Below are 26,929 nucleotides of genomic sequence, written 5' to 3' on the forward strand. Positions count from 1 at the left end.
CTTATCTTCCCAACCACGGCTGTGGATTGACCGCCTGACCCTGGCGACGAATTTCGAAATAGAGTGACGGGCGGCCCTGACCGCCACTGCTGCCCACAAGGGCGATGGGTTGTCCTGCACGGACCTGAGTGCCGACGCTGACCAGCGCGCTTTGGTTGTAGCCGTAAAGACTCATGTCGCCTTTCCCGTGCTCAACCACCACCACCAGACCATAGCCTTGCAGCCAGTCGGCGAGGATCACGCGGCCATCGGCGATCGCTTTGACTTCGCTCCCTTCCGACGCGCCAATCACGATACCCTTCCAACGTAGCTCACCCTGCAGCTGTTCGCCATAGCGATGCAAAATAGAGCCGCGCACGGGCCAGTAGGCTTGTCCGCGTGGGGCGCCTAGTCCGCCGGTACGTGAGATAAGCGAGCGCTCGCTTTCCGTTGGCTTGTAGGTCGAGCCTTTGCGGGAGGCTTCCTGTTGACGGTCTTTTACGGCTTGCGCTTCGCGGGCCTCTTTCTCGGCGCGTGCCCGGGCAGCGGCTTCTGCGCGAGCAATACTGTTGCGCAGTTTTGATTCGTTGGCGCGCATTTCACCCAGCTGCGCCTGGCCTTCCTGAATGGAAGATTCCAGCCCGGAGAGGGTTTTCTTACGTTCGTTCCGCGCCTGTTCCAGCTTCGCCTGCTGCGCCTGCTGATCGTAAAGCAGGGTCTGCTGCTGACTTTGCTTCTCTTCCAGCTCGGCTTTCTGCGAGGTGACCTCTTCGCGCGTCTGTTTCAACTGCGCGATGGTCTCCTGGCGTGCCTGGTTCAGATAGCCGAAATAGGCCTGCAGGCGCTGCCCGCGCTGGCTCTCTTCCCCGCTGAGAATCAGCTGAATACCGGTGTGCTCGCCCTGACGAAACGCAGCGTCGAGCTGTGCTGCAAGGTTACGTTCCTGAGTGGCTCGCTGGAGTTCCAGTTTGGCAATCGACGCATTCATCTCATCGATTTGCTTGTTCAGCACGGAAAGGGTGTTCTGCGTTTCGCGCAGTTTGCGCGCGGCGGCAGAGATCGCTTCCTCCTGCTGCTTTAACTGTGCAAGCAGTGAGGCGCGTTGCTGTTGCTGCTGGCGTACCGCGCGCTCTTTGGCGGCGATATCGGCCTGAATAGATTTGAGCTGATCGCGATCGTCAGCGTGGGCGGATGCGGCGCACAGCAATACGCCAGCGCTGAGTGCGCTGGCGTAAAGCAGAGGCCTGACTGATAACCGTAACGGCTTCACGACCCATGTGATTGAAAAAATCGCCTTTCCCCTCATGGGGAGGGATTATTCCACGATGAACAGCGGCTTGCCAGTCATCTCTTGCGGGATTTCCATACCCATCAGCGTCAACATGGTTGGCGCGATGTCGGAAAGCTTGCCGCCTTCCACTGCTTTCAGAGATTTCTCACCCACGTAAATCAGCGGAACAGGCAGGTTGGTGTGTGCTGTGTGCGCCTGTCCGGTAGACGGATCGCGCATCTGTTCTGCGTTACCGTGGTCAGCTGTAATCAGCAGTTGGCCACCGACGGATTCGACCGCTTTGGTCACTTCGTCAACGCAGTGGTCCAGCGCTTCAACCGCTTTCACCGCGGCTTCCATCACGCCCGTATGCCCGACCATATCGCCGTTCGGGTAGTTACAGATGATGGTGTCGTATTTACCGCTTTTGATTGCCGCAACCAGTTTCTCGGTCAGTTCAGCAGAGCTCATTTCTGGCTGCAGATCGTAAGTCGCCACTTTCGGAGAGTTGATCAGAATGCGGTCTTCGCCTTTGAACGGCTCTTCAACACCGCCGTTGAAGAAGAAGGTCACGTGCGCATATTTTTCGGTTTCAGAAATACGTAGCTGCGTTTTGTCGTTCTTCGCCATCCACTCGCCGAAGGTGTTTGCCAGCGATGCCGGTGGATACGCGCAAGGGACTTTAATGTCTGCGGCGTATTCGGTCAGCATGATGAAGTCGAGGTTCACGACTTTTTTACGGGCAAAACCGTCGAAATCCGCGTTCACGAAAGCGCGGGTGATTTCGCGCGCACGGTCAGCGCGGAAGTTCATGAAGATCAGCGCATCGCCGTCTTCCATTGCGGCATCGGCCTGTCCTTCAGCACGGATCACGGTCGCTTTCACGAATTCGTCGTTTTCATCGCGCGCGTAAGCGGCTTCCAGACCGGCAACAGCGGTATCAAACTGGAATTCGCCTGCTGCCTGGGTCATCAGATCGTAGGCTTTCTCAACGCGGTCCCAGCGGTTGTCGCGGTCCATGGCGAAGTAGCGGCCAATGATAGACGCCACGCGGCCTTTGCCCAGTTCAGCAAATTTCTCTTCAAAGGTTTGCAGGGAGGATTTCGCGCTGCGCGGTGGGGTGTCGCGGCCGTCGAGGAAAGCGTGCAGATAGATTTTTTCTGCGCCGCGTTCGGCGGCCATCTCAACCATCGCCAGGATGTGATCTTCGTGGCTGTGAACACCACCGGCAGAGAGCAGGCCCATGATGTGGACAGCTTTGCCCGCGTTGACGGCTTTATCAACGGCGGTGGTCAACACCGGATTGGTGAAGAAAGTACGTTCTTTAATTTCAACGTCCAGGCGGGTCAGGTCCTGATAGACGATACGACCGGCGCCCAGGTTGACGTGTCCCACTTCGGAGTTGCCCATCTGACGGTCTGGCAGGCCAACTTCCAGGCCAGAAGCGTCAATCAGGGTATGCGGACGTTTTGCCCACAGCGCATCCATGACCGGGGTTTTAGCGTTGAAAATGGCGTTATCCTGGCTGTCCTCACGATAGCCATAACCATCCAGAATCACCAGTACCATAGGTTTTTTAGAAACCGACATTGCGACAACCTCATGCTCAAGAGACAAAAAATTTGCGTAATTTTACTACAGCTGAATCGATAAAATAGCCGCAGAAGATCAAAGAAAGGGAGGGGACAGGCGGCGGGTGTGCTCATTTTGACGCTTTTTTTTCGTGGCATGCCGCAGAAAATGGATTAGCTTATTCTCGCTGGCTGTATTTGCCACAACGCACAGGTATACTCCTGTCCTGGTTTTTTTAATCACTACGTCGGGAGTTGTTACCCCCCATGCAAGAAATTATGCAATTTGTTAGCCGCCACCCAGTACTCAGTATCGCGTGGATTGGTTTACTGGCCGCTGTGCTGTTCACCACGTTTAAAGGCCTTACGTCTAAAGTTAAGGTTATTACCCGTGGCGAAGCAACGCGCCTCATCAACAAAGAAGACGCGGTCGTTGTGGATCTGCGCCAGCGTGATGATTTCCGTAAAGGGCACATTGCAGGGTCTATTAACCTGCTGCCAACAGAAATCAAAGCCAACAATCTTGGCGAACTGGAAAAGCATAAAGACAAACCGATTATCGTGGTTGACGGTACCGGCATGCAGGCTCAGGACCCAGCGAGCGCACTCACCAAAGCTGGCTTCGATAAAGTCTTCGTACTGAAAGACGGCGTCTCTGGCTGGAGCGGTGAGAATCTGCCTTTAGTTCGCGGTAAATAAGAGGAACGACGTGATGGCCAATATTGAAATCTACACCAAAGCGACCTGCCCGTTTTGCCATCGTGCAAAAGCGCTGCTAAACAGCAAAGGGGTAACTTTCCAGGAACTGCCCATTGATGGCGATGCGGCAAAACGTGAAGAGATGATCAAACGTAGTGGCCGCACGACGGTTCCGCAGATTTTTATTGATGCGCAGCACATTGGCGGCTGTGATGACTTGTATGCGCTGGATGCACGCGGCGGGCTCGATCCCCTGCTGTGATAGCGTTTTAGGACAATTAAAAAGGGTATTTCCATGTCAGAACAAAACAACAACGAAATGAGTTTCCAGATCCAGCGCATCTACACCAAAGATGTCTCTTTCGAAGCTCCAAATGCGCCACACGTTTTCCAGAAAGATTGGCAGCCAGAGGTTAAACTTGATCTTGATACTGCTTCTACCCAACTGGCAGAAGACGTGTATGAAGTTGTGCTGCGCGTGACCGTTACCGCTGCGCTGGGCGAAGAAACTGCATTCCTGTGCGAAGTACAGCAGGGCGGTATCTTCTCCGTTGGCGGTATCGAAGGTAATCAGCTGGCGCATTGCCTGGGTGCATACTGCCCGAACATCCTGTTCCCGTATGCTCGCGAATGCATCACCAGCCTGGTATCCCGCGGTACATTCCCGCAACTGAACCTTGCGCCAGTAAACTTTGATGCGCTGTTCATGAACTATCTGCAGCAGCAAGCTGGCGAAGGTACTGACCAACATCAGGATGCCTGATGAGTACAGTTAATGCGTCAATGACTGTGATCGGTGCCGGCTCTTACGGCACCGCTCTTGCCATCACTCTGGCAAGAAATGGTCACGAAGTGGTTCTGTGGGGCCACGATCCCAAACATATCGCGACGTTGCAACACGACCGCTGCAACGTAGCGTTTCTTCCTGACGTGCCTTTCCCTGATTCGCTGCATCTCGAAAGCGATCTTGCCACCGCGCTTGCCGCCAGCCGCAATATTCTCGTGGTTGTGCCGAGCCATGTCTTTGGCCAGGTGCTGCACCAGATCAAGGCGCTGATGCGCCCGGATGCGCGCATTGTGTGGGCGACGAAAGGGCTGGAAGCGGAAACCGGACGTCTCTTGCAGGATGTCGCCCGCGAAATTCTGGGTGATGACATTCCGCTCGCCGTGATCTCCGGGCCGACGTTTGCCAAAGAGCTGGCCGCAGGCCTGCCAACGGCCATCTCTCTGGCATCGACCGATCAGACCTTCTCCGACGATCTCCAGCATTTGCTGCACTGCGGTAAGAGCTTCCGCGTCTACAGCAATCCCGATTTTATCGGTGTGCAGCTGGGCGGCGCGGTGAAAAACGTCATCGCGATTGGTGCCGGGATGTCCGACGGTATCGGCTTTGGCGCCAACGCGCGTACAGCGCTGATCACCCGTGGGCTGACTGAAATGTCTCGTCTCGGGACCGCGCTGGGCGCCGATCCTGCCACCTTTATGGGGATGGCCGGTTTAGGCGATCTGGTGCTGACCTGCACTGATAACCAGTCTCGCAACCGCCGTTTCGGCATGATGCTTGGACAGGGCATGGACGTGATCGGCGCGCAGGAGAAGATTGGTCAGGTGGTTGAAGGCTATCGCAATACCAAAGAAGTTCGGGAATTGGCGCACCGTTTTGGTGTCGAAATGCCAATAACCGAGGAAATTTATCAGGTATTGTATTGCGGAAAAAATGCGCGCGAGGCAGCATTAACGCTGTTAGGTCGCTCACGCAAGGACGAGCGCAGTAGTAATTAATCGCAGGGAACCTTAGTCACCTGAATGACCCGGCTGGCGCAGAACTGGCCGGTCATTATGATACCGCCTGGAGTATGCAATGCCGTGTGAAGAACTGGATATCGTCTGGAACAATATTAAAGCCGAAGCCCGGGCTTTGGCCGACTGCGAGCCAATGCTGGCCAGTTTCTACCACGCGACGCTACTCAAGCATGAAAACCTCGGCAGCGCCCTGAGCTATATGCTCGCCAATAAACTGGCGTCCTCAATTATGCCCGCGATCGCTATTCGCGAAGTGGTGGAAGAGGCGTATGCCGCTGACCCTGAAATGATCGCCTCCGCCGCCTGTGATATTCAGGCCGTGCGCACGCGTGACCCTGCCGTCGATAAATATTCAACGCCGCTGCTGTACCTGAAAGGCTTCCACGCCTTGCAGGCCTACCGTATTGGCCACTGGCTGTGGAATGAGGGCCGCCGCGCGCTGGCGATCTTTTTGCAGAACCAGGTTTCCGTCACTTTCCAGGTCGATATCCACCCGGCGGCGAAAATTGGTCGCGGGATCATGCTCGACCACGCCACGGGGATTGTCGTCGGGGAGACGGCGGTGATCGAGGATGACGTGTCGATTCTGCAGTCCGTCACCCTCGGGGGTACCGGTAAAACCAGCGGCGATCGCCATCCGAAGATCCGTGAAGGGGTGATGATTGGCGCGGGCGCGAAAATTCTCGGCAATATCGAAGTGGGGCGCGGCGCGAAAATCGGCGCCGGTTCCGTGGTGCTGCAACCTGTTCCACCGCATACCACCGCCGCTGGCGTGCCAGCGCGTATCGTTGGCAAGCCAGAGAGCGATAAGCCCGCGATGGATATGGATCAGCACTTCAACGGTATCCACCATACCTTTGAGTATGGTGACGGGATTTAAAACTTCGCGCGGGTAAGCGAACCGCTACCCGACAACATCAGCTTCGTAATACCGCGCCAGCATACCCCAGCTGGCGCCAGGCTTCGTATACCACCACCGACACCGCGTTCGACAGGTTCATGCTCCGGCTGTCCGGCATCATCGGAATACGGATTTTTTGCTCAGCAGGCAGGGCGTCAAGAATAGTGGCAAGCAGCCCGCGCGTCTCCGGACCAAACATCAGATAATCGCCTTCCTGATAGCTCACCGCACTGTGTGCAGGCGTGCCTTTCGTCGTCAGGGCAAACATACGTTGCGGCTTTTGCGCTTCCATAAACGCGGCGTAATCGTGATGGCGGACCACGGCGGTAAATTCGTGATAATCCAGCCCGGCACGGCGCAGGCGTTTGTCATCCCACGCAAACCCCATTGGCTCGATAATATGCAAACGAAAACCGGTGTTGGCGCACAGGCGGATGATATTCCCGGTATTCGGTGGAATCTCTGGTTCGAATAAAACGATGTTAAGCATGCTGCCCCCTTAAAATGCGGGGGCAGGATACCACTTTCCCTACGCCGCGTCCCCTCGCGCCAAAGGCGCCAGCGCCGCCGGTAATTTACTCAGCTCCTGCACCAGCGAATCCTTGCTGATCTCACCGATGGTTTTAGCCCCGGTCAGCGTCATCGCCACTTTCATCTCTTTTTCGATAAGGTTCAGCAGATTCGCCACGCCCGCCTGACCATGCGTCGCCAGCGCATACAGATATGCCCGGCCCAGCAGCACGCTGTCAGCGCCGAGGGCAATCATGCGCACCACGTCCAGCCCGTTGCGGATGCCGCTGTCGGCCAGAATCGCAATATCACCTTTCACTGCGTCGGCGATGGCCGGCAGCGCGCGCGCGGAGGAGAGCACGCCGTCAAGCTGACGCCCGCCGTGGTTCGACACCACAATGCCATCTGCGCCAAAACGCACCGCATCGCGTGCATCTTCCGGATCGAGAATGCCTTTGATGACCATCGGGCCGTCCCAGAACTCGCGGATCCATTCCAGATCTTTCCACGAGATCGACGGATCAAAGTTATTCGCCAGCCAGCCGATATAATCCTCCAGCCCGGTCGGTTTACCGAGGTACGCCGAAATATTACCCAGATCGTGTGGACGACCGTTGACGCCCACATCCCACGCCCACTGCGGATGCGTGACCGCCTGCCAGTAGCGACGCATGGCCGCGTTCGCGCCGCTCATACCCGAGTGGGCATCGCGATAGCGGGCGCCCGGCGTCGGCATATCGACGGTAAACACCAGCGTTGAACAGCCTGCCGCTTTGGCACGCTCAAGGGCGTTACGCATAAAGCCACGATCGCGCAGGACGTACAGCTGGAACCACATCGGGCGCTTAATGGTCGGTGCCACCTCTTCAATCGGACACACGGAGACTGTCGAAAGCGTAAACGGGATACCTTTGGCATCAGCCGCCGCCGCCGCTTGCACCTCACCGCGACGAGCGTACATGCCGCACAGGCCAACGGGTGCCAGTGCCACAGGCATCGACAGCGTCTCGTTGAACAGCTTCGTTTCCAGACTCAGATCGGACATGTTTTTCAGCACACGCTGGCGCAGCGCCACTTCGGACAGGTCCTCCACGTTGCGGCGCAGGGTGTATTCGGAATACGCCCCGCCGTCGATGTAGTGGAACAGGAATGGGGGCAGGATGCGCTGCGCCGCTGCGCGATAGTCACTGGCTGCGGAAATAATCATGCTTTGTTCTCCCTGGAAATATCATGATCGCCGGGCAGGCGGGTAATGCGCGCCTGCCGGGCCTGATCTTCATCGAATCGTTTGATGGTGGTATGGACGAAACCGAGATGGGCCATCATCGCTTTACGCGCGGCGTCGGCGTCGCCCTTTAGAATGGCGTCGAGCACGGCCTGATGCTGCTCCGTGAGCTGGGCAAAGACCGGAGGGACGAGATACATGCGCTGGCGGCTCTGCTTAACAGAGGATTGCAGCAGATCGAAAAAACCGCGCATGGTTTGCAGCAGCACCACGTTGTGTGAGGCCTCGGCAATGGCGAGGTGAAAACGCACGTCCGCCTGCGAGGCGATATCTGGGTTATCGCTCTGCGTCGCCTCGAAGCAGGCTTTGAGCTTCTCTTTGTCGGCGTCCGTGGCGCGCATCGCCGCGTGCCAGGCGGTGCTGGCTTCAATGGCATGGCGGGCTTCGAGGATATCGAAACTGTAATCCGGATCGTTCTCCATCAGCGTTTTAAGAGGCTGAACTATGTTTTGCTCAGACCAGTCGTCGTGCTGCCAGCGGACAAAGGTCCCGCCGCCGCGACGGCTGAGCAGCACGCCCTCGCTGACCAGCGTCGCCAGCGCTTCGCGCAGTGAATTACGCGACACGCCAAGCAGCGCCGCCAGTTGGCGTTCCGCGGGCAATTTCATGCCCGCTTCCAGCTGTTGTTCTTCAATCAGCGCCCGCACGCGAGAGGCAATCTCGTCGGACAGGCGTCTGGGCATCACTATCATGGAATCATCCAGGTTAAGACGTAGGCCTGAAGCGTGGTAATCACGCCCACCATGCAGGTGAAAATCAGGCTGTGTTTGACGGTAAATCGGAACAGGTCCGACTCTTTACCCACCAGTCCCACCGCTGCACAGGCAATGGCGATGGACTGCGGGGAGATCATTTTGCCGGTCACGCCGCCGGTGGTGTTCGCCGCGACGAGCAGCACGTCCGAAACACCAATCTGCTGCGCGGCGGTCGCCTGAAGCGCGGCAAAGAGGGCGTTGGATGACGTATCGGAACCGGTCAGGAACACGCCCAGCCAGCCGAGGAACGGCGAGAAGAAGGTGAAGGCGTGCCCCGTATGGGCTAGGGCTAACGCCAGCGTCGATGACAAACCGGAGTAGTTCGAGATAAACGCGAACGCCAGCACCATACCGATAGAGTAAATCGGCAGCGCCAGCTCTTTCAGCGTGCTGGCAAAGGTCTGAATAGCCGCCGCCGGTTTCATGCGCAGCCACACTACTGAAAGAATCGCCGCAAACAGGATTGCCGTGCCGGTTGCAGAGAACCAGTCGAACTTATAGACCGCAGCATATGGCGTCGCTTCGTGAACGACCGGCGGCATGCGGGCAACCATTTTGTCGAGGAACGGCACGGAGATGTTAATCACCATGTCGTACAGCGCGCCGCCAGGGGCGAACAGCGCTTTGAACGGCGGGACGCTCCAGAGGGTGACCGTCGCGGTCAGGAACAGGAACGGCGACCAGGCGCGCACAATCTGGCCGACGCTGTAATGGGTGCGTGCCAGAGTCTGATCGACCTGCGCCGCGCCCATATCGCCAAAGCGGAAGATGCGCACCGGCTGCCAGCGCTTCAGGAACAGGGTGAGGCAGACCAGCGATACCAGCGACGAGATGATGTCCGGCAGTTCTGGGCCGATAAAGTTCGAGCTGAGATACTGGGCGATAGCAAACGAACCACCCGCCACCACCACCGCAGGCCAGGTCTCTTTCACGCCGCGCCAGCCGTCCATAATCGCCATGATCCAGAACAGCACGATAATGGTCAGGAACGGCAGCTGACGCCCCACCATCTGGCCGATTTCGAAGCTGTCTAAACCGGTGACCTGCCCGGCGACCAGAATGGGAATCCCCATCGCGCCGAAGGCTACCGGGGCGGTGTTAACGATCAGGCATAGGCCCGCAGCATACAGCGGGTTAAAGCCGAGACCCACCAGCAGCGCAGCGGTGATCGCCACAGGCGCACCAAAGCCCGCCGCCCCTTCGAGGAACGCGCCGAAGCAGAAACCGACAATCAGCATTTGCAGGCGCTGATCCGGGGTAATGGAGAGAATCGACGAGCGAATGATGTCGAATTGCCCGGTCTTCACCGAGATTTTATAAACAAACACCGCCGCGATGATGATCCAGGCGATTGGCCACAATCCGTAGAAGAAACCATACACCACCGACGCCAGGGCGTGATCGACCGGCATTTTGTAGAAGAACAGCGCCACCACCAGCGCAATCGCGACGGTGTAGGTTGCGGCGAGATAGCCCTTCAGCTTGAGCTTAATCAGCGCGAAGAAGAAGAACAGAATCGGTAGCGATGCGATCAGGCTCGACAGCCAGATGTTACCGGCCGGATCGTAGTTTTGTTGCCAGAGGCTCATTGCAGGTCTCCTGAGGACCACACATTCCGCTTCGCGGTGAGTCTGCGCTCATCTCAGCGTCACAGTTTGTGTAAAAGTGGTCCTGCCAATAGTGTGATGTAGGGGTAATGACAACAAATGGTTAATCAAATGTTATGGATGGGCAATGATTTTGTGAGCAGAAATAATGGAAGTGTGAACCAGGGAAGTATTGGTCAGGGGATTGGTTGGGCCAATTTTAAGGGGAGGGGGGCAGGCCGGGTAAGCATGGCGCCACCCGGCAGCTAAATCAGAACGCCGTCTTCGAAAAGCCGGTCATCTCTTTCAGGCCCATTTCACGGCCCAATTCGGTCATCGGGTGCACAACCACCAGGCCGCGCACGCTTTTTTTCAGCTTGCCCATATCGGCCTGTTCTTTTTTGGTGATCGCACGGCGATGCGGCATGTCCATCAGCTTCTGCGCTTCTTTGCTCAGCTTGTGGCCTTTCACGGCACGCAGACGGTCGATTTCCGCTTCCAGCGTCGCTTTCTCTTTTTCCAGCTCAGCGTATTTCTCAGCGGACTCAACCAGCGACATATCAGCCTGCTGGTGGCGGATCAGATCCAGGCGATCGCTCAGGCGTTTAATTTCGTTCTTTTCGACTTCTTTCATCACATATAGCTCTAAAAACGGGGGAATTAAGGGAAGGATACACCAATGTGCGCAGGGTTACTTCTGAAACGCTTTTTTTAAGCTGATTCGTGAAATCAGCTCAGTCAGGGAAAGGACCATCGTAGAACGCACAACCTGTTGATAACGAAGCTTTTGCATCGCATACAGTTCAGGATCGCTGTTATCGAAATGCGGGGCCGGCGGCAGGGCGGTGACGCAGTGTAATTCACCAAACGGCCCGAGAATTTCATCGTCGGTAAAAGCGTACTCATTACCGTCGTGATTTAGCTCTTCGCGCAGGGCCATCAGCAGTTCCGCGTCTTCATACTCGGGCCTGCTGAGGACGCCGAGGCCATAAATGAGCTTCAGGCGCACCGACAGATCGCCCAGCGGTCCGTCGCCGTCCAGTAACGGTTCTACAGCATATTTTACCGCGTAGTCGTCTTTGCGGAACACCTGAAGTACCAGAATATTCACCGCCTCGGTGAGTAACTCGACGGCGGCAATCAGGAAACTTCGTACGGTTTTGCCAGCATTCAGACGCTCAAGCACACGGTTTTCAAAGGCCTGGGTTTGTTCCATTATTGCCTGCATATCTGACAATCTGTCGTTCGGGCGCAGGAGAACCTGCGCCTGATCCTGAATCATTTGGTTGCGTTATATGCGTTAACCGCCTCCACAACCACGCTACTATTGGCCTCAAGCCCTGAAATCTCGGCAAGTGCCGCCTGCGGGCCTTTGGTATCGATCAATTGAGCCAGCTCCTGCGCCTGTGGGTCCTGCTCGCTGCGATAGTGCATGGCGCCCGCAATCCCTTTAACCAGGTTGGCGTGCGGCAGGTCGTACTCCAGCGTGCCCAGCAGCGGTTTGATCAGACGATCGCCAGCGCTCAGTTTACGCAGCGGCTGACGACCGACGCGCTCAACGTCATCTTTCAGATACGGGTTTTCAAAACGACCGAGGATTTTCTGAATGTATGCCGCATGCTTCTCGGCATCAAAACCGTAGCGTTTGATCAGGACCGCGCCGCTCTCTTCCATCGCACCTTTTACCACCGCACGGATTTTCTCATCGAGAATCGCATCACGAATGGTCTGATGACCGGCCAATTTTCCGAGGTACGCGGTTATAGCATGCCCGGTGTTCAGCGTGAAGAGTTTGCGTTCGACAAATGCCATCAGGTTATCGGTTAATTCCATACCCGGGATCGTCGGCAGCGGGCCTTTGAACTGAGTTTTATCAACAATCCACTCGCTGAAGGTTTCAACGGTCACTTCCAGCGGATCGTGAGTGGCGGATTCAGACGGCGGGACGATACGGTCCACGGCGGAATCAACAAAGCCAACGTGCTCTTCGACCCAGGCTTTATCTTCGTCGGCGACGGCGGCCAGAACGTGGCCTTTCAGCTGCGTGGTACCGCGCACCATGTTTTCACAGGCGATGATATTCAGTGGCGTGGTGATGCCCTGGGCTTTACGTTTTGCCAGACCTTTCGCGACGGCAGGGGCGATACGCTCAAGCACAACCGGACCGACGGCGGTGGTCACCAGATCAACGCTGGCGATCAGGTCAATAACGTCGTCGCCAATGCTGCTGACGGCATTCACACCCGAGACGGTTTCAACCAGCTCGTTTTCGCCCACGACGTGAACCTGGTAGCTATGACGGGCATTCAGGGCGTCGAGCACCACTTGATTCACATCGGCGAATGTCAGCGTAATGCCCGCGTCTGCCAGCAGTTTGCCGATAAAACCACGACCGATATTACCTGCGCCAAAATGTAATGCTTTCATAGTATTAACCTTCATCAATGTTTTTACCCGAGAGGGCTGGGGTGAGGCATTTCCCTCACCCTAACCCTCTCCCGTTTGGGAGAGGGGATAGGACGCTGTTACTTGTTCAGCAGCGCCAGCACTTCTTCAACGCTGGTGGTCTGCGCCAGGCGCTCAATGACGGATTCATCATCCAGAGCGTTGGTCAGGCTGGTAATCACCTGGATGTGCTCGTTGTTGCGAGCGGCGATACCAATCACCAGACGGGCGATGTCGTCTTCTTCTTCACCGAAGCGCACGCCTGCCGGGTACTGACAGAACACCACGCCGGTTTTCAGAACGCGATCTTTCGCTTCAACCGTACCGTGTGGCACCGCGATGGATTCACCCAGATACGTTGGCGTCAGTTTCTCACGCGCCAGCATCGCATCAACATATTCTGGCTCGACGTAACCGCCTTTCACCAGCTGCTCACCCGCAAAGCGAATCGCTTCTTCTTTGTGGCTCGCGGTGCGGCCGAGGAAGATGTTTTCAGCGCCCAGACGGAACAGGTGGCTGTCGTTTGGATCAAAGCTGTCTTTCAGGCTATCACGGACTTTCACTTCGTTGTCGGTGTGACGCTGTGCCGCCACCAGACGCTCGGTCAGGCTAGAGTACAGGCCGCTGTCGAGGAAGTTCGTGAGTGAAATGTGTTGTGCCTGTGGAACCTGACGCATCGCACGTTCCGTCAGATCGCGGTGCGTGATGACCAGGTCGACATCCGGTGGCAGGCTGTTGATTGCGCTGTTGGTCACGGAGATGTTGGTCAGGCCCGCATCCTGGACTTTCTTACGCAGCACGCCAGCACCCATAGCGCTTGAACCCATACCGGCATCACAGGCTACGATGATTTTACGCACATGGCTCAGGTCGTTAGAGACGTCACCCGCAGTCAGCGGCGTTGCAGCGCCTTTAGATTCGGCTTTCATATCCTGCATACGACGGGTCGCAGCGTCGATATCGTCTTCTTCTTTCACTTTGCTGGTTTTCAGCAGGATTGCGGAAACCACGAAGGAGACAGCCATTGCCGCGCAGATTGCCGCGATGTTAGCGAAGTAGGCACCTTTTGGCGTCATCGCCAGAACCGCCAGGATAGAACCCGGAGATGCAGGAGAAACCAGACCGCCGCCCAGCACGCTCAGAGTGAACACGCCAGTCATACCGCCGAGGATAACGGCCAGGATCAGACGTGGGTTCATCAGCACGTATGGGAAGTAAATTTCGTGGATACCGCCCAGGAAGTGGATGATAGCCGCGCCGCCAGCAGACTGTTTAGCGCTGCCGCGACCGAAGAACATGTACGCCAGCAGAACACCCATACCCGGACCTGGGTTAGCTTCGATCAGGAAGAAGATGGATTTGCCCAGTTCATGGGACTGCTGAATACCCAGCGGTGAGAAGATACCGTGGTTGATCGCGTTGTTCAGGAACAGGATTTTCGCTGGTTCTACAAAGATAGAGGCCAGCGGCAGCATGTCGTGAACGACCATGAAGTTAACGCCCGCAGCCAGCACTTTCGACAGCACTTCAACCGCAGGACCGATACCCAGGAACGCCAGAATCGCCAGGATCATACCGATGATGCCAGCGGAGAAGTTGTTCACCAGCATTTCGAAACCGGATTTGATCTTGCCATCAACCCAGACGTCAAATTTCTTAATTGCCCAGCCGCCTAAAGGACCTGCAATCATCGCACCGAGGAACATTGGCATATCCGCACCGACGATAACGCCCATGGTGGTGATAGCCCCGACCACACCGCCGCGATCGCCGCCAACCAGACGACCACCGGTATAACCGATGAGCAGTGGCAGCAGATAGGTAATCATTGGGCCAACGAGTTTCGCCAGCGTTTCGTTCGGCAACCACCCTGTCGGAATAAATAACGCAGTGATGATACCCCACGCGATAAACGCGCCGATATTTGGCATCACCATGTTGCTCAGGAAACGACCAAAGCTTTGCACTTTGATCTTGATATCGGATGACATAAAACACCCCTTCTTCTGTTTACGCTTAGGCTTGCGGCCCGAGGTTTATCGTTAATGTGCGGCGGCAGAGGTAGCCGAGCCCTGTTCTGATGCTGTGAAATCTGGCACTGAATCGTTCAACTGTCCAGACAGCGAAATTTTGTGTGATCTAAATCACGTAAATGTAGGGGGTGGGGCTAAAATTGAAGTGATCTTCGTCACAAATGTGGTGTGTAAAAAAAATACACAGGGGAATAATCCGCCAGGATTGACGCTTTTATGTGATTGATATCACATTTTGTGTTGGCGGGTTTGTTGGATGTTTGTGATCATCTTCACAATAAATTTGAAGGCAGAATTCTCCAGGTGTGATCGCCGCCCACTTCTGTTTTGTCAATTCAGCCAGGCTGTAATCCAGTCACTGATTTTCCTCAACATGGTTTCATCCCTTAGTGTTATGGAGAAAAAGCGTAATGAGGATTAATCTGCTAATGTAAGATTAAGTAGATTATTAGTCAGGATATATTTTGTCACGCTATTAAACTTGCGCGGAGATATTTTAATAATAATACTCCACGGCTCTAATTTATATGTGCAAAGAAATTGCACAGTAAGAAATTAATTTGGTTGCTTACCATTTAATATTTTTAAAGAGTTGAAGCTATTTTAGTGAGGCAAATATGTTCCTTAACTATTTCGCGCTGGGCGTATTGATTTTCGTTTTTCTGGTCATTTTTTATGGGATCATTGCGATTCATGATATCCCCTATTTGATGGCGAAAAAGCGTAATCATCCCCATGCCGATGCGATCCATACAGCGGGCTGGGTCAGCCTGTTTACGCTGCATATCATCTGGCCATTCCTGTGGATTTGGGCCACGCTGTACCAGCCCGAGCGCGGATGGGGGATGCAAAATCACATTGCGCAGTCCCCGCAGCAACCCGATATTGATGCCCTCACCAGACGCGTTACTGAGCTGGAACACCGGCTAGCCGCGGAGCCAACGCCCGCAGAAAAAAATACGCCGGAGAGCTAATCATGGATCTGCTAATTATTCTGACCTATGTCGCGTTTGCCTGGGCGATCTTTAAAATCTTCCGTATTCCGGTTAACCAGTGGACGCTCGCTACCGCCGCATTAGGTGGGGTATTTATCGTCGCCGGTTTGATCTTATTAATGAACTATAACCACCCTTATACATTTACGGCGCAAAAAGCGGTGATTTCTATTCCGATCACGCCGCAAGTGACCGGGGTGGTGAGTGAAGTAACGGATAAAAATAACCAGCTAATTAAAAAAGGCGACGTGTTATTTAAAATTGATCCGGTTCGCTATCAGGCCCGAGTCGACAGACTGCAGGCTGATCTGGTCACCGCCACCTACAATATTGACGTGCTGAAAGGCCAGCTGTCGGAAGCGCAGGCCAATACCACCCGCGTCTCCGCAGAGCGCGACCGCCTGTTTAAGGATTACCAGCGCTATCTGAAAGGCAGCCGGGCGAAGGTAAACCCGTTTTCTGAAAGCGATATCGACAACGCACAGCAAAACTATCTGGCGCAGGATGCGATGGTGAAAGCCTCGGTGGCCGATCAGGCACAAATCAAAAGCCAGTTAGACAGCATGGTCAACGGCGAGCAGTCGCAGATTGCCAGCCTGCGGGCACAGCTGACCGAGGCGAAGTACAACCTCGAACAAACGGTGGTGCGTGCGCCGAGCGATGGTTATGTCACTCAGGTGCTGATTCGCCCCGGCACCTATGCCGCTGCACTTCCGCTGCGCCCGGTGATGGTCTTTATTCCTGACCAAAAACGCCAGATTGTCGCTCAGTTCCGCCAGAACTCTCTGCTGCGCCTGAAACCGGGCGATGACGCGGAAGTGGTCTTTAACGCGCTACCGGGGCAAGTATTCCACGGCAAACTGAGCAGCATTCTGCCGGTCGTACCGGGCGGTTCCTACCAGGCGCAAGGTTCGCTGCAATCCCTGACGGTGGTACCTGGCACAGACGGCGTGCTTGCCACTATCGATCTGGACCCTAGCGCGGACGTCGATGCCCTCCCTGACGGGATTTATGCCCAGGTGGCGGTCTATTCCGACCACTTCGCGCACGTCTCCGTCATGAGGAAAGTGCTGCTGCGCATGACCAGCTGGATGCATTACCTGTATCTCGACCATTAACGTTCTGCTTTTTTTGTTGCCTGATCCATACTTACACTTTTGTTGGCGTAAAGGATCAGGCAATGAAACTCATCGGCAGCTACACCAGCCCCTTCGTACGTAAGATTTCGATTCTCCTGCTGGAAAAAGGCATCACGTTCGAGTTTGTGAACGAACAGCCCTATCACGCGGAAACCGGCGTGGCACAGTACAACCCGCTCGGGAAAGTGCCGGCGCTGGTAACCGATGATGGCGAAACCTGGTTTGATTCTCCAATTATTGCCGAGTACATCGAGCTGCTCGGGATTGCCCCGGCGATGGTGCCCCGTGAGCCGAAAGCGGCGCTGGCGATTAAACAGATCGAAGCGCTGGCCGACGGCATCATGGATGCGGCGCTGGTGTCGGTGCGTGAACAGGCGCGACCTGCCGCGCAGCAATCCGAAGCGGAGCTGGTGCGTCAGCGGGAAAAAATCAGCCGCAGTCTTGATATGTGCGAACAGCTGCTTCAGGACGGAAAACTCAAAACCGACGCGCTCAATCTGGCGACCATCGCCATCGCCTGCGCGATTGGCTATCTCAATTTCCGCCGCGTTTCTCCCGGCTGGTGCGTGGATCGCCCGCTGCTGGTCAAACTGGCCGAAACGCTCTTTAGCCGCGAAAGCTTTGCCCGCACCGAACCACCAAAGGCTTGACGCGGGTTATAACACTTCACCTCTGTACGCTGTACAATCCCTCTGTACGTTGACTCCCTCTCCCGTCGGGAGGGGGGTAGAACTCCAACCGCCAGGCATGTTAATGACTACTCATCGTTCCCTCTACAGCCAGATCCCTGCGACCGATCGCCTGCTGCGCGATCCCCGATTCACCCCTCTTCTTGAACGGTCCGGGCACACCCACATGGTGGCGCTCCTGAATGTGATGCAGGATGAAGCCCGCCTGCACATTCAGACGCAAAATATGCTGCCGCAGTGGTGCGAGGACTGGGCGCACGAGGTGGAGAAACGGCTGACAGCGCATACGCAAAGCGCGTTGCGCCCGGCGATCAACCTGACGGGAACGGTGCTGCACACCAATTTAGGCCGCGCGCTACAGGCGGAAGAGGCGATAACGGCGGTGACGCAGGCGATGCGCTCCCCGGTGACGCTGGAGTACGATCTGGACGGTGCAGGGCGTGGACACCGCGACCGCGCGCTGGCTGATCTTCTGTGCCAGATAACGGGCGCGGAAGATGCCTGCATTGTGAACAATAACGCGGCGGCGGTTCTGCTGATGCTGGCGGCCACCGCCAGCGGCAAAGAGGTGGTGGTGTCGCGCGGCGAGCTGGTGGAGATCGGCGGCGCGTTCCGCATTCCTGACGTGATGCGTCAGGCGGGCTGCGAGCTGCATGAAGTCGGGACCACCAACCGCACGCATGCGAAAGATTATCGCGCGGCGGTTAACGAAAACACCGCGCTGTTGATGAAAGTCCACACCAGCAACTATCACATTGAAGGCTTTACCAAAACGGTGGAAGAGGCGGAGCTGGAGGAGATTGGCCGCGAACTGAACGTGCCGGTCATTGCCGATCTGGGCAGCGGTTCGCTGGTGGATTTGAGCCTCTACGGTCTGCCGAAAGAGCCGATGCCACAGGAGATGATCGCCGCAGGCGTGAGCCTGGTGAGCTTCTCCGGCGACAAACTGCTCGGTGGCCCACAGGCCGGAATTGTGGTCGGTAAACGTGAACTGATTGCGAAGCTCCAGCAGCACCCGCTGAAACGCGCCCTGCGCGCTGATAAAATGACTCTCGCTGCGCTGGACGCCACGCTGCGGCTCTATCTCCATCCGGAGAAACTGGCCGAACGCCTGCCAACGCTGCGTCTGCTGGCGCGCGATGCGGCCTCGATTCGCGCTCAGGCGGAACTGCTACTGCCGCAAGTCACCGCACACTTCCCCGATTTCGACGTGCGCGTGGAATCCTGTCAGTCGCAGATTGGTAGCGGATCGCTGCCCGTTGACCGCCTGCCCAGTGCGGCGCTGACTCTGACGCCGCGCGACGGGCGCGGAAGCCAGCTCGACGCCTTGTCTGCGCGCTGGCGTGCGCTGCCTACGCCTGTCATCGGGCGCATTTACGATGGTCGCCTGTGGCTGGATCTGCGCTGCCTTGAAGATGAAGAACGGTTTCTGGAGATGTTGTTGAAATGATTATTGCCACTGCCGGTCACGTTGACCACGGAAAAACGACGCTGTTACATGCCATTACCGGCGTGAATGCCGATCGTCTGCCGGAAGAGAAAAAGCGCGGCATGACCATCGATCTTGGCTACGCCTACTGGCCGCTGCCAGACGGTCGGGTACTCGGGTTTATCGATGTGCCAGGCCATGAAAAGTTTCTCGCCAATATGCTGGCCGGGGTCGGCGGTATCGATCACGCTCTGCTGGTGGTGGCCTGCGACGACGGCGTGATGGCGCAAACGCGTGAGCATCTGGCGATTTTACAGCTGACGGGCCAGCCCCAGCTGACGGTGGCGCTCACCAAAGCGGATCGCGTCGACGAGAGCCGCATTGACGAAGTGCGCGAAGAGATTCGCTCTACTCTTCTGGAATACGGTTTCGCTGATGCGCCGGTTTTTGTCACAGTAGCGACAGAAGGGCGCGGAATCGACGAACTACGCGACCATTTACAGCATCTTTCCTCCCGCGAACCGGCCAGCGATCACAGCTTCCGTCTGGCAATTGATCGCGCGTTCACCGTGAAAGGGGCTGGACTGGTCGTGACCGGGACGGCGCTCAGCGGTGAAGTGAAGGTGGGCGATAGCCTGTGGCTGACGGGCGTGAATAAACCGATGCGCGTGCGCGGGCTGCACGCACAGAACCAGCCCACGGAACATGCCCATGCGGGGCAGCGTATCGCCCTGAATATCGCCGGTGATGCGGAAAAAGAGCAGCTCAATCGCGGTGACTGGCTGCTGGCCGACGCGCCGCCGGAGCCTTCCACGCGGGTGATTGTCTCTCTGCACACCCACGCGCCGCTCACCCAGTGGCAGCCGCTGCATATCCACCACGCCGCCAGCCACGTGACCGGCCGTGTCTCTTTGCTGGAAAACGATCTGGCTGAACTGGTGCTGGATACCCCTTTGTGGCTGGCGGATAACGACCGGCTGGTGCTGCGCGATATCTCTGCGCGCGTCACCCTGGCGGGTGCCCGCGTGGTGACGCTCAATCCGCCGCGTCGCGGTAAACGTAAGCCTGAATATCTGCAGTGGCTGGCGGCGCTGGCACAGGCAGAAGACGACCAGGCTGCGCTGGCGGTGCATCTTGAGCGCGGTGCAGTGAATCTGGCCGATTTCGCCTGGGGGCGTCAACTGAGCGGTGACGGTTTGCGCCAGCTCACGCAGCAGCCGGGCTTTATTCAGGCCGGATACAGCCTGCTTAACGCACCGGTTGCCGCCCATTGGCAGCGCAAGGTGCTCTCTACGCTTGCGACCTACCACGAACAGCATCAGGACGAGCCAGGCCCAGGCCGCGAACGCCTGCGCCGTATGGCGCTGCCGATGGAAGACGACGCGCTGGTGCTGCTGCTGATAGAAAAGATGCGCGAAAGCGGCATGATCCACAGCCATCATGGCTGGTTGCATCTGCCGGATCACAAAGCCGGATTTACCCCGGAACAGGACGCCATCTGGCAAAAAGCTGCGCCGCTGTTTGGCGATGAACCCTGGTGGGTGCGCGATTTGGCCCGCGAAACGGCGACGGATGAAGTGGTGATGCGTCAGGTATTGCGCCACGCCGCGCAGCAGGGGCTGATAACCGCGATCGTCAAAGATCGCTATTACCGTAACGATCGCATCGTCACCTTTGCCAGTTTGATCCGCGATCTGCATCAGGAAAAGGGATCGACCTGCGCTGCCGACTTCCGCGATCGCCTGAACGTGGGCCGCAAACTGGCAATACAAATTCTGGAGTATTTCAATCGTATTGGCTTCACGCGCCGCCGGGGTAATGACCACCTGTTACGTGATTCGCTGCTGTTCCCGCAGATCGAAAAATAACCGCGCAAATAATCCGTGATACCTGTCGTAAAGCTGTAAGCGGCTGGCGAGAAAATCGCCAGCTGTGACTACCCTTGTTAGACACCAACAGCAAGGAGACGGTCATGACGAACAATCCTCCCTCAACGCGTATGCAGCCTGGCGAGTATGGTTATCCTCTCAAGCTAAAACCCCGGTATGACAATTTCATTGGCGGCGGCTGGGTCGCGCCGGTCGACGGCGAATACTACTCCAACCTGACCCCGGTGACCGGGCAGCCCCTGTGCGAAATTGCCAGTTCCGGCAAAAAAGATATCGATCTGGCGCTCGATGCGGCCCACAAAGCGAAAGAGAAATGGGCACACACCTCCGTTCAGGACCGCGCCGCGATCCTGTTCAAAATCGCCGACCGAATGGAGCAAAATCTCGAGCTGCTGGCCGCGGCAGAAACCTGGGATAACGGTAAACCGATCCGCGAAACCACCGCCGCGGACGTCCCGCTGGCGATTGACCATTTCCGCTATTTTGCCTCCTGTATTCGCGCCCAGGAGGGCGGGATCAGCGAAGTGGACAGCGACACCGTGGCCTATCACTTCCAGGAGCCGCTGGGTGTGGTCGGGCAAATCATTCCGTGGAACTTCCCGCTGCTGATGGCGAGCTGGAAAATGGCCCCCGCGCTGGCGGCGGGTAACTGCGTGGTGCTCAAACCGGCGCGCTTAACGCCGCTGTCGGTCTTGTTGCTGATGGAAATCATCGGCGATCTGGTGCCGCCAGGAGTGATAAACGTGGTGAACGGCGCGGGCGGCGAAATCGGTGAATATCTGGCGACCTCAAAACGTATCGCGAAAGTGGCGTTTACCGGCTCCACGGAAGTCGGCCAGCAGATCATGCAGTACGCCACGCAGAACATCATTCCAGTGACGCTGGAGCTGGGTGGTAAATCGCCGAACATTTTCTTCGCCGATGTGATGGACGAAGAGGACGCCTTCTTTGATAAAGCGATGGAAGGCTTTGCGCTGTTTGCCTTTAATCAGGGCGAAGTCTGCACCTGCCCGAGCCGCGCGCTGGTTCAGGAATCGATTTATGAACGCTTTATGGAACGCGCCATTCGTCGTGTGGAATCCATTCGCAGCGGAAACCCACTGGACAGCGTGACGCAGATGGGCGCGCAGGTTTCTCATGGGCAGCTGGAAACCATTCTGAACTATATCGATATCGGCAAAAAAGAGGGCGCGGATGTCCTGACGGGTGGCCGACGCAAAGTGCTGGAAGGCGATCTGAAAGACGGCTATTACCTGGAGCCGACCATTCTGTTTGGTCAAAACAACATGCGCGTTTTCCAGGAAGAGATTTTCGGCCCGGTGCTGGCGGTGACGACCTTTAAAACCATGGAGGATGCGCTCGAGCTGGCCAACGATACGCAATACGGGCTGGGGGCCGGGGTCTGGAGTCGCAACGGTAATCTGGCGTACAAAATGGGACGCGGTATTCAGGCCGGGCGTGTCTGGACCAACTGTTATCACGCCTATCCGGCCCACGCGGCATTTGGGGGATATAAACAATCGGGCATCGGACGTGAAACCCATAAGATGATGCTGGATCACTATCAACAGACGAAATGCCTGCTGGTGAGTTATTCCGACAAACCGCTGGGACTGTTCTAATTAATCAGAGCGGGTCGCCCCTGGGACGGCCTGCTTAATTCGCTCTCGCAGACTGTTCAGCACACCATCCAGAATGTACTGAACTCGCCACGGCTGATATTCGCGCTTGCGGAAAATAGCCGTCAGATCCAGCCACCACTCCTCCTGATGAGAAAAACAGGGCATTAAGATGCCCTGCTCAATCTCGCTTTTCAGGCTCTCTTTTGGCGCAAACACGATACCGAGATGGTTGCGCGCCAGCTCCAGCGCCGTTTGTGTATTATCACAAATATAATTACCGGTGACTTTATAATCGCGCACTTTGTCGCTGCCATGAACGCGAAAACGCCAGATGTTAGCATCATCCACTAATATGGAATCTAATAAAATACAGGAGTGTTTAATTAAATCATCGGGTCCGTTAATGGGACGCTTTTTGATATATTCTGGCGTAGCGAAGGCGGTAACGGAATATTTGGTTAGCTGATAAGCCACCAGGCTTTCATCTTTGGGTTGTGCATAGGTAATTAAGATATCGCAGTCGTCAGGAAACGTGACACCTTCAGATAATTCATTACGATTAGGGTTATAGGTTTTTAAACAAATACGAATATCGCCGATCTCTTCGAGAAGATGGATCACATGGCGAGCGAGATAGGTGTTGATCCCTGTAGGCGCGTAAATCGTGACGCGTCCGCTTTTTTCATGTTTATAATCGGCGATAAAATTAATGAGTTGATTATTTTTATCAAGTGATGCGTTGATATAAGGGAGCAGGACCTCGCCGAACTGCGTGAGCGCCAGTTGACGGGTGGTACGTTCAAAAACTTTCAAACCCACGCGGGTTTCAAAATCTGCGAGATATTTACTGACATTGGCCTGCGCCATGCCTAACAACGCGGCGGCGTCTCCGATACTGCCGGTGGCGGCAATAACAGAAATGATTTTTAACTCACGCGGCTTAATCTGTAAATTATTCATCACGTACGCTCATCTATATGATTTCATATATAATATTATATAAACACATTCATTGCATCGGCAAATTTGTAACCATTATTATTCGCCTCGTTTGTTAGGCATTTAATGGATACAGGGAATGATTACTAAAAAGAATTTGCTCATCACCACAACGTTATTTTTCGCTTCATCAGCAATGGCGGGTGAATTTTCATTGGGTGCGGGCGCTGTTTTCAATGAATCGCCTTACAAAGGGTATAACGAAAATACGACTGCGGTTCCACTCATTAGTTATGAAGGCGATAATTTCTACGTGCGCCAGACCACCGCCGGTTGGGCGTTGTGGAAAGACAGTAAGAATGAACTCAGCCTGACGGCGTCCTGGATGCCGCTGCATTTTGATCCCGATGACAATGACGACCACGCGATGAAACAGCTCGATGAGCGCAAAGCATCTGCATTTCTGGGAGGCGCCTACTATCGCCACGAGCGCTGGGGTAGCCTGAAGTTTGGCGTCGCGGCGGATGCCATGGACGAAAGTGGCGGCGTGGTGGGTGAAATTTCCTACTTCCACCCGATCCGCATGGAGCGTCTGACCCTGATTCCGTCCGTGGGTGTGTTTTACTATGACGAAAGCTTCAACGACTACTACTACGGTGTTTCCGGCAAAGAGTCTCGCCACAGCGGTATGAACGAATACACCGCGGGCGATAGCTGGAACCCGTACGTGGGCCTGGTCGCGAAATACAAACTGACCAATAACCTGTTCCTGAATGCCAGCGCGGTTTATACCGTGTTGCCGGATGACGTTAAAAATAGCCCAATGATCGACCGCGAAGACAGTTTCGTGCTGATGACCGGCATGAGCTGGCGCTTCTAAGTTCAAAAAGCGGTCCTCAAGGATGAGGCTGCTTCACCTGCTTTCCCGGTGGTGCTGTGCTTGCCCGGCCTGCGGTAGTCAGACCGGGCAGGTTTAGCGTCGTCGGGTATTACGAGCCTGCTTCCACATTCTGATGTAACTCTCTCCTTTGCCTGTTCTCTTTGCGAACTCCTTTCCCGCTTTGATTTTTTGCCACTGAAGTCGCTTAGCCAATACGTTATCGTGATCTCAAGCGCCTGCCTGGGTGTGTCACAGTCGAGGGATATCCAACAGTCAATTTGCAGGAGGGGTTATATTCTACCCGGCTTATATTCATACCGACCGCGATGGCCGTGCGAGCGGCTTTTTCCCGGATGTACCGGGGTGTTTTTTTGCTGGTGGAGATCAATATGCAGCAATTTGATGGCAGAGCAGAGCGCATCAATATCACGCTCCCCCGCCGTTTATTAGTGAAAATTGACGCGTTTATTAGCGAGCATCCGCAGTTCAGCACCCGAAGCGCCTTTCTTGCCGAGGCAGCACGGCGTGTGCTGCCTGGAAGATGGTCAGGATTTACACCTCATCCACCCATATCCGCATCTCGCCCTCGCCGCGGTTGGCCCAGCTAAACCACGGAATAAACGTTAATGTCTGAGTGTGTGGCGCAGTGGGCGTGCGGTCGTATTGCCAGAGCAGTTGCGGCTCGGTCTCAACGGCGCGTTGTGAGATGCCGTCGGTCTGAATCAGCATCTTATGCGAGAACAACCCTTTCCCTTCGAACACGCGGAAGGTGCTGTCGGCGGGCAGCGACAGGTTATGTAACCCCGCGCCGTTATCCGCCTCTTCCAGACAATAGACCAGCGGGCCGCGCTGTAGGGCCACTTTGCCTGCCTGCTGGCGCACCTGTGGATTGCCGTATAAGCGGCGCACCGGCATCGGCAGCGTGAGGGTCACAGAATCCCCCTCCTGCCAGCGACGGGTGAGATAACAATATCCCTGACGCACGTCGCCTGTTATCGCTTCACCGTTCAGCGCTATCTGCGGGCTGGCGCACCAGTCCGGTAGACGCAGGGCGAGAGTGTGCTCAACCGCAACCGGCGAGGTGATGTCGATCTTCACCTGCTCCTGCCACGGATAGTTGCCGCTAATACGCAGTTGCAGCTCGTGATTTCCGACCGGAATGGCCGCGCTGTTGCCAACGTAGAGGTTGATAAACAGCGCCTCGGGGCGTGCGGTATAGATGTAGTGCCCAAGCGAAGTCAGCACGCGGGCGATATTCGGCGGGCAGCAGGCGCAGCCAAACCAGCGCTGACGAATCGGTTTGACGTGATCATAGATATGGTTGAAAGCCAGCGTTTTTGGATGGACCTCCAGCGGGTTCACGTAGAAAAAGTGTTTACCGTCCAGCGCCATGCCGCCCAGCACGGTGTTATATAACGCGCGCTCCATGACGTCGGCATACTGGCTATCCGCTTCCATCTCCAGCATCCGGCGGGCAAACATCATCAGACCAATCGAGGCGCAACTTTCGGCATAGACCGTATCATTGGGCAGATCGTAGTCGCTGCTGAAGGCCTCGCCGCTGCTCTGCGAGCCAATTCCGCCCGTAATATAGAGCTGCCGTTGCACCATATTATTCCAAAGACGCAGGCAGTCCTGACGTTTGCTTTCATCACCGCTCAGCCGCGCAAGGTGCGCCACGCCGGTCATCAGATAGACAAAACGCACGGCGTGCCCGATGGCGGTTTGCTGCTCCGCGAGAGGCTGATGCGCCTGACTATAGGCTTTGTCTTTGACCATCCACGCCGGGCCGTAGTTGTGCCAGTGCGATGTTCTGCCGCGCTTTTCGTATTCGATATCGTAAAAATGCGGCTGCGCGCCGCGCTCTTCGACGAAATATTTCACCAGCGCCAGATAGCGTGGCTCCTGGGTGACGTCATACAGGCGCATTAACGCCAGCTCGATTTCCGGATGGCCGGGATAGCCGTGCAGCTGGTTTTCTCCGGGGCCAAACACGCGGTCGATATGATCGGCAAGCTTACAGACCACGTCTAACAGCGTGCGTTTTCCGGTGCCCTGGAAGTACGCCACGCCCGCCTCGATCATATGCCCTGCGCAATACAGTTCGTGGCACTCTGCGAGATTAGTCCAGCGTTCGCCAGGTGCTTTCACGGTGAAATAGGTATTCAGATAGCCATCGTCGCATTGGGCGGCGGCCACCAGCTCAATGACCTCGTCGGCGGTTTTCTCAAGTTCAGGGTCGGGTTTCTGGCACAGGGACCACGCCACGGCTTCGAGCCATTTGGCGACATCGCTGTCCTGGAAAACCATGCCGTAAAATTCCCCTACTTCCAGCCCGGCAGCGATCCGGAAATTGGTGATGGCGTGGCTCGGCTCCGCTTCGGCGATGCGGTCGTTCAGCGCATCCCACTGATAGGGAATGACCACATCCCGTACCAGCTGTTGATACTGGCCGAGAAACGGATCGTTAATTTTGAGCTTATGCAGGTCGGGTTCCATGATGGACATGT

At 56.0% G+C, this 26,929-nt stretch carries 24 protein-coding genes and 1 pseudogene; 13 read left to right on the forward strand and 12 right to left on the reverse strand.

The window, feature by feature from the left end; all coding sequences use genetic code 11:
* Position 1: 1 nt before the first annotated feature.
* Both envC and gpmM read right to left on the reverse strand, forming a co-directional pair.
* A complete protein-coding gene (gene envC / locus ACB496_RS00565; RefSeq protein ID WP_231275396.1) occupies positions 2–1,261 on the reverse strand; it encodes a murein hydrolase activator EnvC in 1,260 nt (419 codons plus the stop codon).
* 33 nt (positions 1,262–1,294) lie between these two features.
* Positions 1,295–2,839 carry a 2,3-bisphosphoglycerate-independent phosphoglycerate mutase gene (gene gpmM, locus ACB496_RS00570; protein ID WP_102105054.1) on the reverse strand — a complete coding sequence of 515 codons (1,545 nt, stop codon included), beginning with the start codon at positions 2,837–2,839 and terminating at the stop codon, positions 1,295–1,297.
* 248 nt (positions 2,840–3,087) lie between these two features.
* Between gpmM and ACB496_RS00575 the strand changes: the two genes are divergently transcribed.
* The 5 genes from ACB496_RS00575 to cysE all read left to right on the forward strand — a co-directional run bounded on the left by ACB496_RS00575 (position 3,088) and on the right by cysE (position 6,202).
* Positions 3,088–3,519: a rhodanese-like domain-containing protein gene (locus ACB496_RS00575; RefSeq protein ID WP_095280187.1), complete on the forward strand. Its 432-nt coding sequence runs from the start codon at positions 3,088–3,090 to the stop codon at positions 3,517–3,519.
* A 13-nt stretch (positions 3,520–3,532) separates the two neighbouring features.
* Positions 3,533–3,781 (forward strand): glutaredoxin 3, encoded by a 249-nt coding sequence (gene grxC / locus ACB496_RS00580; RefSeq protein ID WP_100778179.1) that lies wholly within the window; start codon positions 3,533–3,535, stop codon positions 3,779–3,781.
* Between the two features lie 33 nt (positions 3,782–3,814).
* Positions 3,815–4,282 carry a protein-export chaperone SecB gene (gene secB, locus ACB496_RS00585; protein ID WP_100778178.1) on the forward strand — a complete coding sequence of 156 codons (468 nt, stop codon included), beginning with the start codon at positions 3,815–3,817 and terminating at the stop codon, positions 4,280–4,282.
* Positions 4,282–5,301 carry an NAD(P)H-dependent glycerol-3-phosphate dehydrogenase gene (gene gpsA / locus ACB496_RS00590; protein ID WP_100778177.1) on the forward strand — a complete coding sequence of 340 codons (1,020 nt, stop codon included), beginning with the start codon at positions 4,282–4,284 and terminating at the stop codon, positions 5,299–5,301. Before secB ends, gpsA begins: the two co-directional genes overlap by 1 nt.
* A 79-nt stretch (positions 5,302–5,380) precedes the next feature.
* A complete protein-coding gene (cysE, locus tag ACB496_RS00595) occupies positions 5,381–6,202 on the forward strand; it encodes a serine O-acetyltransferase (RefSeq protein ID WP_059180464.1) in 822 nt (273 codons plus the stop codon).
* A 37-nt stretch (positions 6,203–6,239) separates the two neighbouring features.
* Here cysE and trmL read toward each other — a convergent pair whose 3' ends face one another.
* The 8 genes from trmL to ACB496_RS00635 all read right to left on the reverse strand — a co-directional run bounded on the left by trmL (position 6,240) and on the right by ACB496_RS00635 (position 14,795).
* The gene (trmL, locus tag ACB496_RS00600) at positions 6,240–6,713 is read right to left on the reverse strand and encodes a tRNA (uridine(34)/cytosine(34)/5-carboxymethylaminomethyluridine(34)-2'-O)-methyltransferase TrmL (protein ID WP_371973988.1); all 474 of its coding nucleotides are present in this window, start codon (positions 6,711–6,713) and stop codon (positions 6,240–6,242) included.
* Between the two features lie 39 nt (positions 6,714–6,752).
* Positions 6,753–7,940, reverse strand: coding sequence for an FMN-dependent L-lactate dehydrogenase LldD (lldD, locus tag ACB496_RS00605; protein WP_100778175.1), 1,188 nt, complete (start codon positions 7,938–7,940; stop codon positions 6,753–6,755).
* Entirely contained in the window at positions 7,937–8,710 is a 774-nt protein-coding gene (gene lldR / locus ACB496_RS00610; RefSeq protein ID WP_100778174.1) for a transcriptional regulator LldR, read from the reverse strand. Before lldR ends, lldD begins: the two co-directional genes overlap by 4 nt.
* Positions 8,707–10,362: an L-lactate permease gene (gene lldP, locus ACB496_RS00615; RefSeq protein WP_102105053.1), complete on the reverse strand. Its 1,656-nt coding sequence runs from the start codon at positions 10,360–10,362 to the stop codon at positions 8,707–8,709. The genes lldR and lldP overlap by 4 nt, the downstream gene beginning before the upstream one ends.
* A gap of 268 nt (positions 10,363–10,630) precedes the next feature.
* Entirely contained in the window at positions 10,631–10,993 is a 363-nt protein-coding gene (locus ACB496_RS00620) for a YibL family ribosome-associated protein (RefSeq protein WP_100778172.1), read from the reverse strand.
* A gap of 57 nt (positions 10,994–11,050) precedes the next feature.
* Positions 11,051–11,641: a mannitol operon repressor MtlR gene (mtlR, locus tag ACB496_RS00625; protein WP_102105052.1), complete on the reverse strand. Its 591-nt coding sequence runs from the start codon at positions 11,639–11,641 to the stop codon at positions 11,051–11,053.
* Complete coding sequence (mtlD, locus tag ACB496_RS00630) at positions 11,638–12,801, reverse strand: mannitol-1-phosphate 5-dehydrogenase (RefSeq protein WP_107702516.1); 1,164 nt, start codon at positions 12,799–12,801, stop codon at positions 11,638–11,640. The genes mtlR and mtlD overlap by 4 nt, the downstream gene beginning before the upstream one ends.
* A gap of 83 nt (positions 12,802–12,884) precedes the next feature.
* A complete protein-coding gene (locus ACB496_RS00635) occupies positions 12,885–14,795 on the reverse strand; it encodes a PTS mannitol transporter subunit IICBA (protein WP_102105050.1) in 1,911 nt (636 codons plus the stop codon).
* A 659-nt stretch (positions 14,796–15,454) separates the two neighbouring features.
* Here ACB496_RS00635 and ACB496_RS00640 point away from each other — a divergent pair.
* From ACB496_RS00640 to aldB, 6 genes are all read left to right on the forward strand, one after another.
* Positions 15,455–15,811 (forward strand): DUF3302 domain-containing protein, encoded by a 357-nt coding sequence (locus tag ACB496_RS00640; RefSeq protein ID WP_371973992.1) that lies wholly within the window; start codon positions 15,455–15,457, stop codon positions 15,809–15,811.
* Positions 15,812–15,813: 2 nt separating this feature from the next.
* The gene (locus ACB496_RS00645; protein WP_371973994.1) at positions 15,814–16,950 is read left to right on the forward strand and encodes an HlyD family secretion protein; all 1,137 of its coding nucleotides are present in this window, start codon (positions 15,814–15,816) and stop codon (positions 16,948–16,950) included.
* 62 nt (positions 16,951–17,012) lie between these two features.
* Positions 17,013–17,621 carry a glutathione S-transferase gene (locus tag ACB496_RS00650; protein ID WP_102105046.1) on the forward strand — a complete coding sequence of 203 codons (609 nt, stop codon included), beginning with the start codon at positions 17,013–17,015 and terminating at the stop codon, positions 17,619–17,621.
* A 103-nt stretch (positions 17,622–17,724) separates the two neighbouring features.
* Complete coding sequence (gene selA, locus ACB496_RS00655) at positions 17,725–19,110, forward strand: L-seryl-tRNA(Sec) selenium transferase (protein ID WP_371973996.1); 1,386 nt, start codon at positions 17,725–17,727, stop codon at positions 19,108–19,110.
* Positions 19,107–20,957 (forward strand): selenocysteine-specific translation elongation factor, encoded by a 1,851-nt coding sequence (gene selB, locus ACB496_RS00660; RefSeq protein WP_371973998.1) that lies wholly within the window; start codon positions 19,107–19,109, stop codon positions 20,955–20,957. Before selA ends, selB begins: the two co-directional genes overlap by 4 nt.
* 104 nt (positions 20,958–21,061) lie before the next feature.
* Positions 21,062–22,600: an aldehyde dehydrogenase AldB gene (gene aldB / locus ACB496_RS00665; RefSeq protein WP_102105043.1), complete on the forward strand. Its 1,539-nt coding sequence runs from the start codon at positions 21,062–21,064 to the stop codon at positions 22,598–22,600.
* Here aldB and ACB496_RS00670 read toward each other — a convergent pair whose 3' ends face one another.
* The gene (locus ACB496_RS00670; protein ID WP_371974000.1) at positions 22,601–23,560 is read right to left on the reverse strand and encodes a LysR family transcriptional regulator; all 960 of its coding nucleotides are present in this window, start codon (positions 23,558–23,560) and stop codon (positions 22,601–22,603) included.
* Positions 23,561–23,678: 118 nt separating this feature from the next.
* Here ACB496_RS00670 and ACB496_RS00675 point away from each other — a divergent pair, with 118 nt between their 5' ends.
* Together ACB496_RS00675 and ACB496_RS00680 are read left to right on the forward strand one after the other, a co-directional pair.
* Positions 23,679–24,419, forward strand: a complete 741-nt coding sequence (locus ACB496_RS00675; protein ID WP_100778161.1) for a MipA/OmpV family protein — start codon at positions 23,679–23,681, stop codon at positions 24,417–24,419.
* 292 nt (positions 24,420–24,711) lie between these two features.
* A pseudogene (locus tag ACB496_RS00680) lies at positions 24,712–24,955 on the forward strand (type II toxin-antitoxin system HicB family antitoxin); the annotation flags it as partial.
* A 16-nt stretch (positions 24,956–24,971) separates the two neighbouring features.
* Here the strand turns inward: ACB496_RS00680 and ACB496_RS00685 are convergent.
* On the reverse strand, positions 24,972–26,927 hold the full coding sequence (locus ACB496_RS00685) for a glycoside hydrolase family 127 protein (RefSeq protein WP_371974002.1): 1,956 nt from the start codon (positions 26,925–26,927) through the stop codon (positions 24,972–24,974).
* Between the last annotated feature and the right edge of the window lie 2 nt (positions 26,928–26,929).

It is taken from the genome of Lelliottia nimipressuralis (genome assembly GCF_041464075.1).
Taxonomy (GTDB): domain Bacteria; phylum Pseudomonadota; class Gammaproteobacteria; order Enterobacterales; family Enterobacteriaceae; genus Enterobacter; species Enterobacter nimipressuralis.

Coding starts and splice junctions, on each gene's coding strand:
- grxC (WP_100778179.1), top strand. CDS start 3,533: ATGGCCAATATTGAAATCTACACCAAAGCGACCTGCCCGTTTTGCCAT.
- gpmM (WP_102105054.1), bottom strand. CDS start 2,839: ATGTCGGTTTCTAAAAAACCTATGGTACTGGTGATTCTGGATGGTTAT.
- mtlD (WP_107702516.1), bottom strand. CDS start 12,801: ATGAAGGTTAATACTATGAAAGCATTACATTTTGGCGCAGGTAATATC.
- aldB (WP_102105043.1), top strand. CDS start 21,062: ATGACGAACAATCCTCCCTCAACGCGTATGCAGCCTGGCGAGTATGGT.
- ACB496_RS00635 (WP_102105050.1), bottom strand. CDS start 14,795: ATGTCATCCGATATCAAGATCAAAGTGCAAAGCTTTGGTCGTTTCCTG.
- ACB496_RS00640 (WP_371973992.1), top strand. CDS start 15,455: ATGTTCCTTAACTATTTCGCGCTGGGCGTATTGATTTTCGTTTTTCTG.
- ACB496_RS00685 (WP_371974002.1), bottom strand. CDS start 26,927: ATGTCCATCATGGAACCCGACCTGCATAAGCTCAAAATTAACGATCCG.
- selA (WP_371973996.1), top strand. CDS start 17,725: ATGACTACTCATCGTTCCCTCTACAGCCAGATCCCTGCGACCGATCGC.
- gpsA (WP_100778177.1), top strand. CDS start 4,282: ATGAGTACAGTTAATGCGTCAATGACTGTGATCGGTGCCGGCTCTTAC.
- lldD (WP_100778175.1), bottom strand. CDS start 7,940: ATGATTATTTCCGCAGCCAGTGACTATCGCGCAGCGGCGCAGCGCATC.
- mtlR (WP_102105052.1), bottom strand. CDS start 11,641: ATGATTCAGGATCAGGCGCAGGTTCTCCTGCGCCCGAACGACAGATTG.
- cysE (WP_059180464.1), top strand. CDS start 5,381: ATGCCGTGTGAAGAACTGGATATCGTCTGGAACAATATTAAAGCCGAA.
- ACB496_RS00675 (WP_100778161.1), top strand. CDS start 23,679: ATGATTACTAAAAAGAATTTGCTCATCACCACAACGTTATTTTTCGCT.
- ACB496_RS00650 (WP_102105046.1), top strand. CDS start 17,013: ATGAAACTCATCGGCAGCTACACCAGCCCCTTCGTACGTAAGATTTCG.
- lldP (WP_102105053.1), bottom strand. CDS start 10,362: ATGAGCCTCTGGCAACAAAACTACGATCCGGCCGGTAACATCTGGCTG.
- lldR (WP_100778174.1), bottom strand. CDS start 8,710: ATGATAGTGATGCCCAGACGCCTGTCCGACGAGATTGCCTCTCGCGTG.
- secB (WP_100778178.1), top strand. CDS start 3,815: ATGTCAGAACAAAACAACAACGAAATGAGTTTCCAGATCCAGCGCATC.
- ACB496_RS00645 (WP_371973994.1), top strand. CDS start 15,814: ATGGATCTGCTAATTATTCTGACCTATGTCGCGTTTGCCTGGGCGATC.
- ACB496_RS00670 (WP_371974000.1), bottom strand. CDS start 23,560: ATGAATAATTTACAGATTAAGCCGCGTGAGTTAAAAATCATTTCTGTT.
- ACB496_RS00575 (WP_095280187.1), top strand. CDS start 3,088: ATGCAAGAAATTATGCAATTTGTTAGCCGCCACCCAGTACTCAGTATC.
- selB (WP_371973998.1), top strand. CDS start 19,107: ATGATTATTGCCACTGCCGGTCACGTTGACCACGGAAAAACGACGCTG.
- trmL (WP_371973988.1), bottom strand. CDS start 6,713: ATGCTTAACATCGTTTTATTCGAACCAGAGATTCCACCGAATACCGGG.
- ACB496_RS00620 (WP_100778172.1), bottom strand. CDS start 10,993: ATGAAAGAAGTCGAAAAGAACGAAATTAAACGCCTGAGCGATCGCCTG.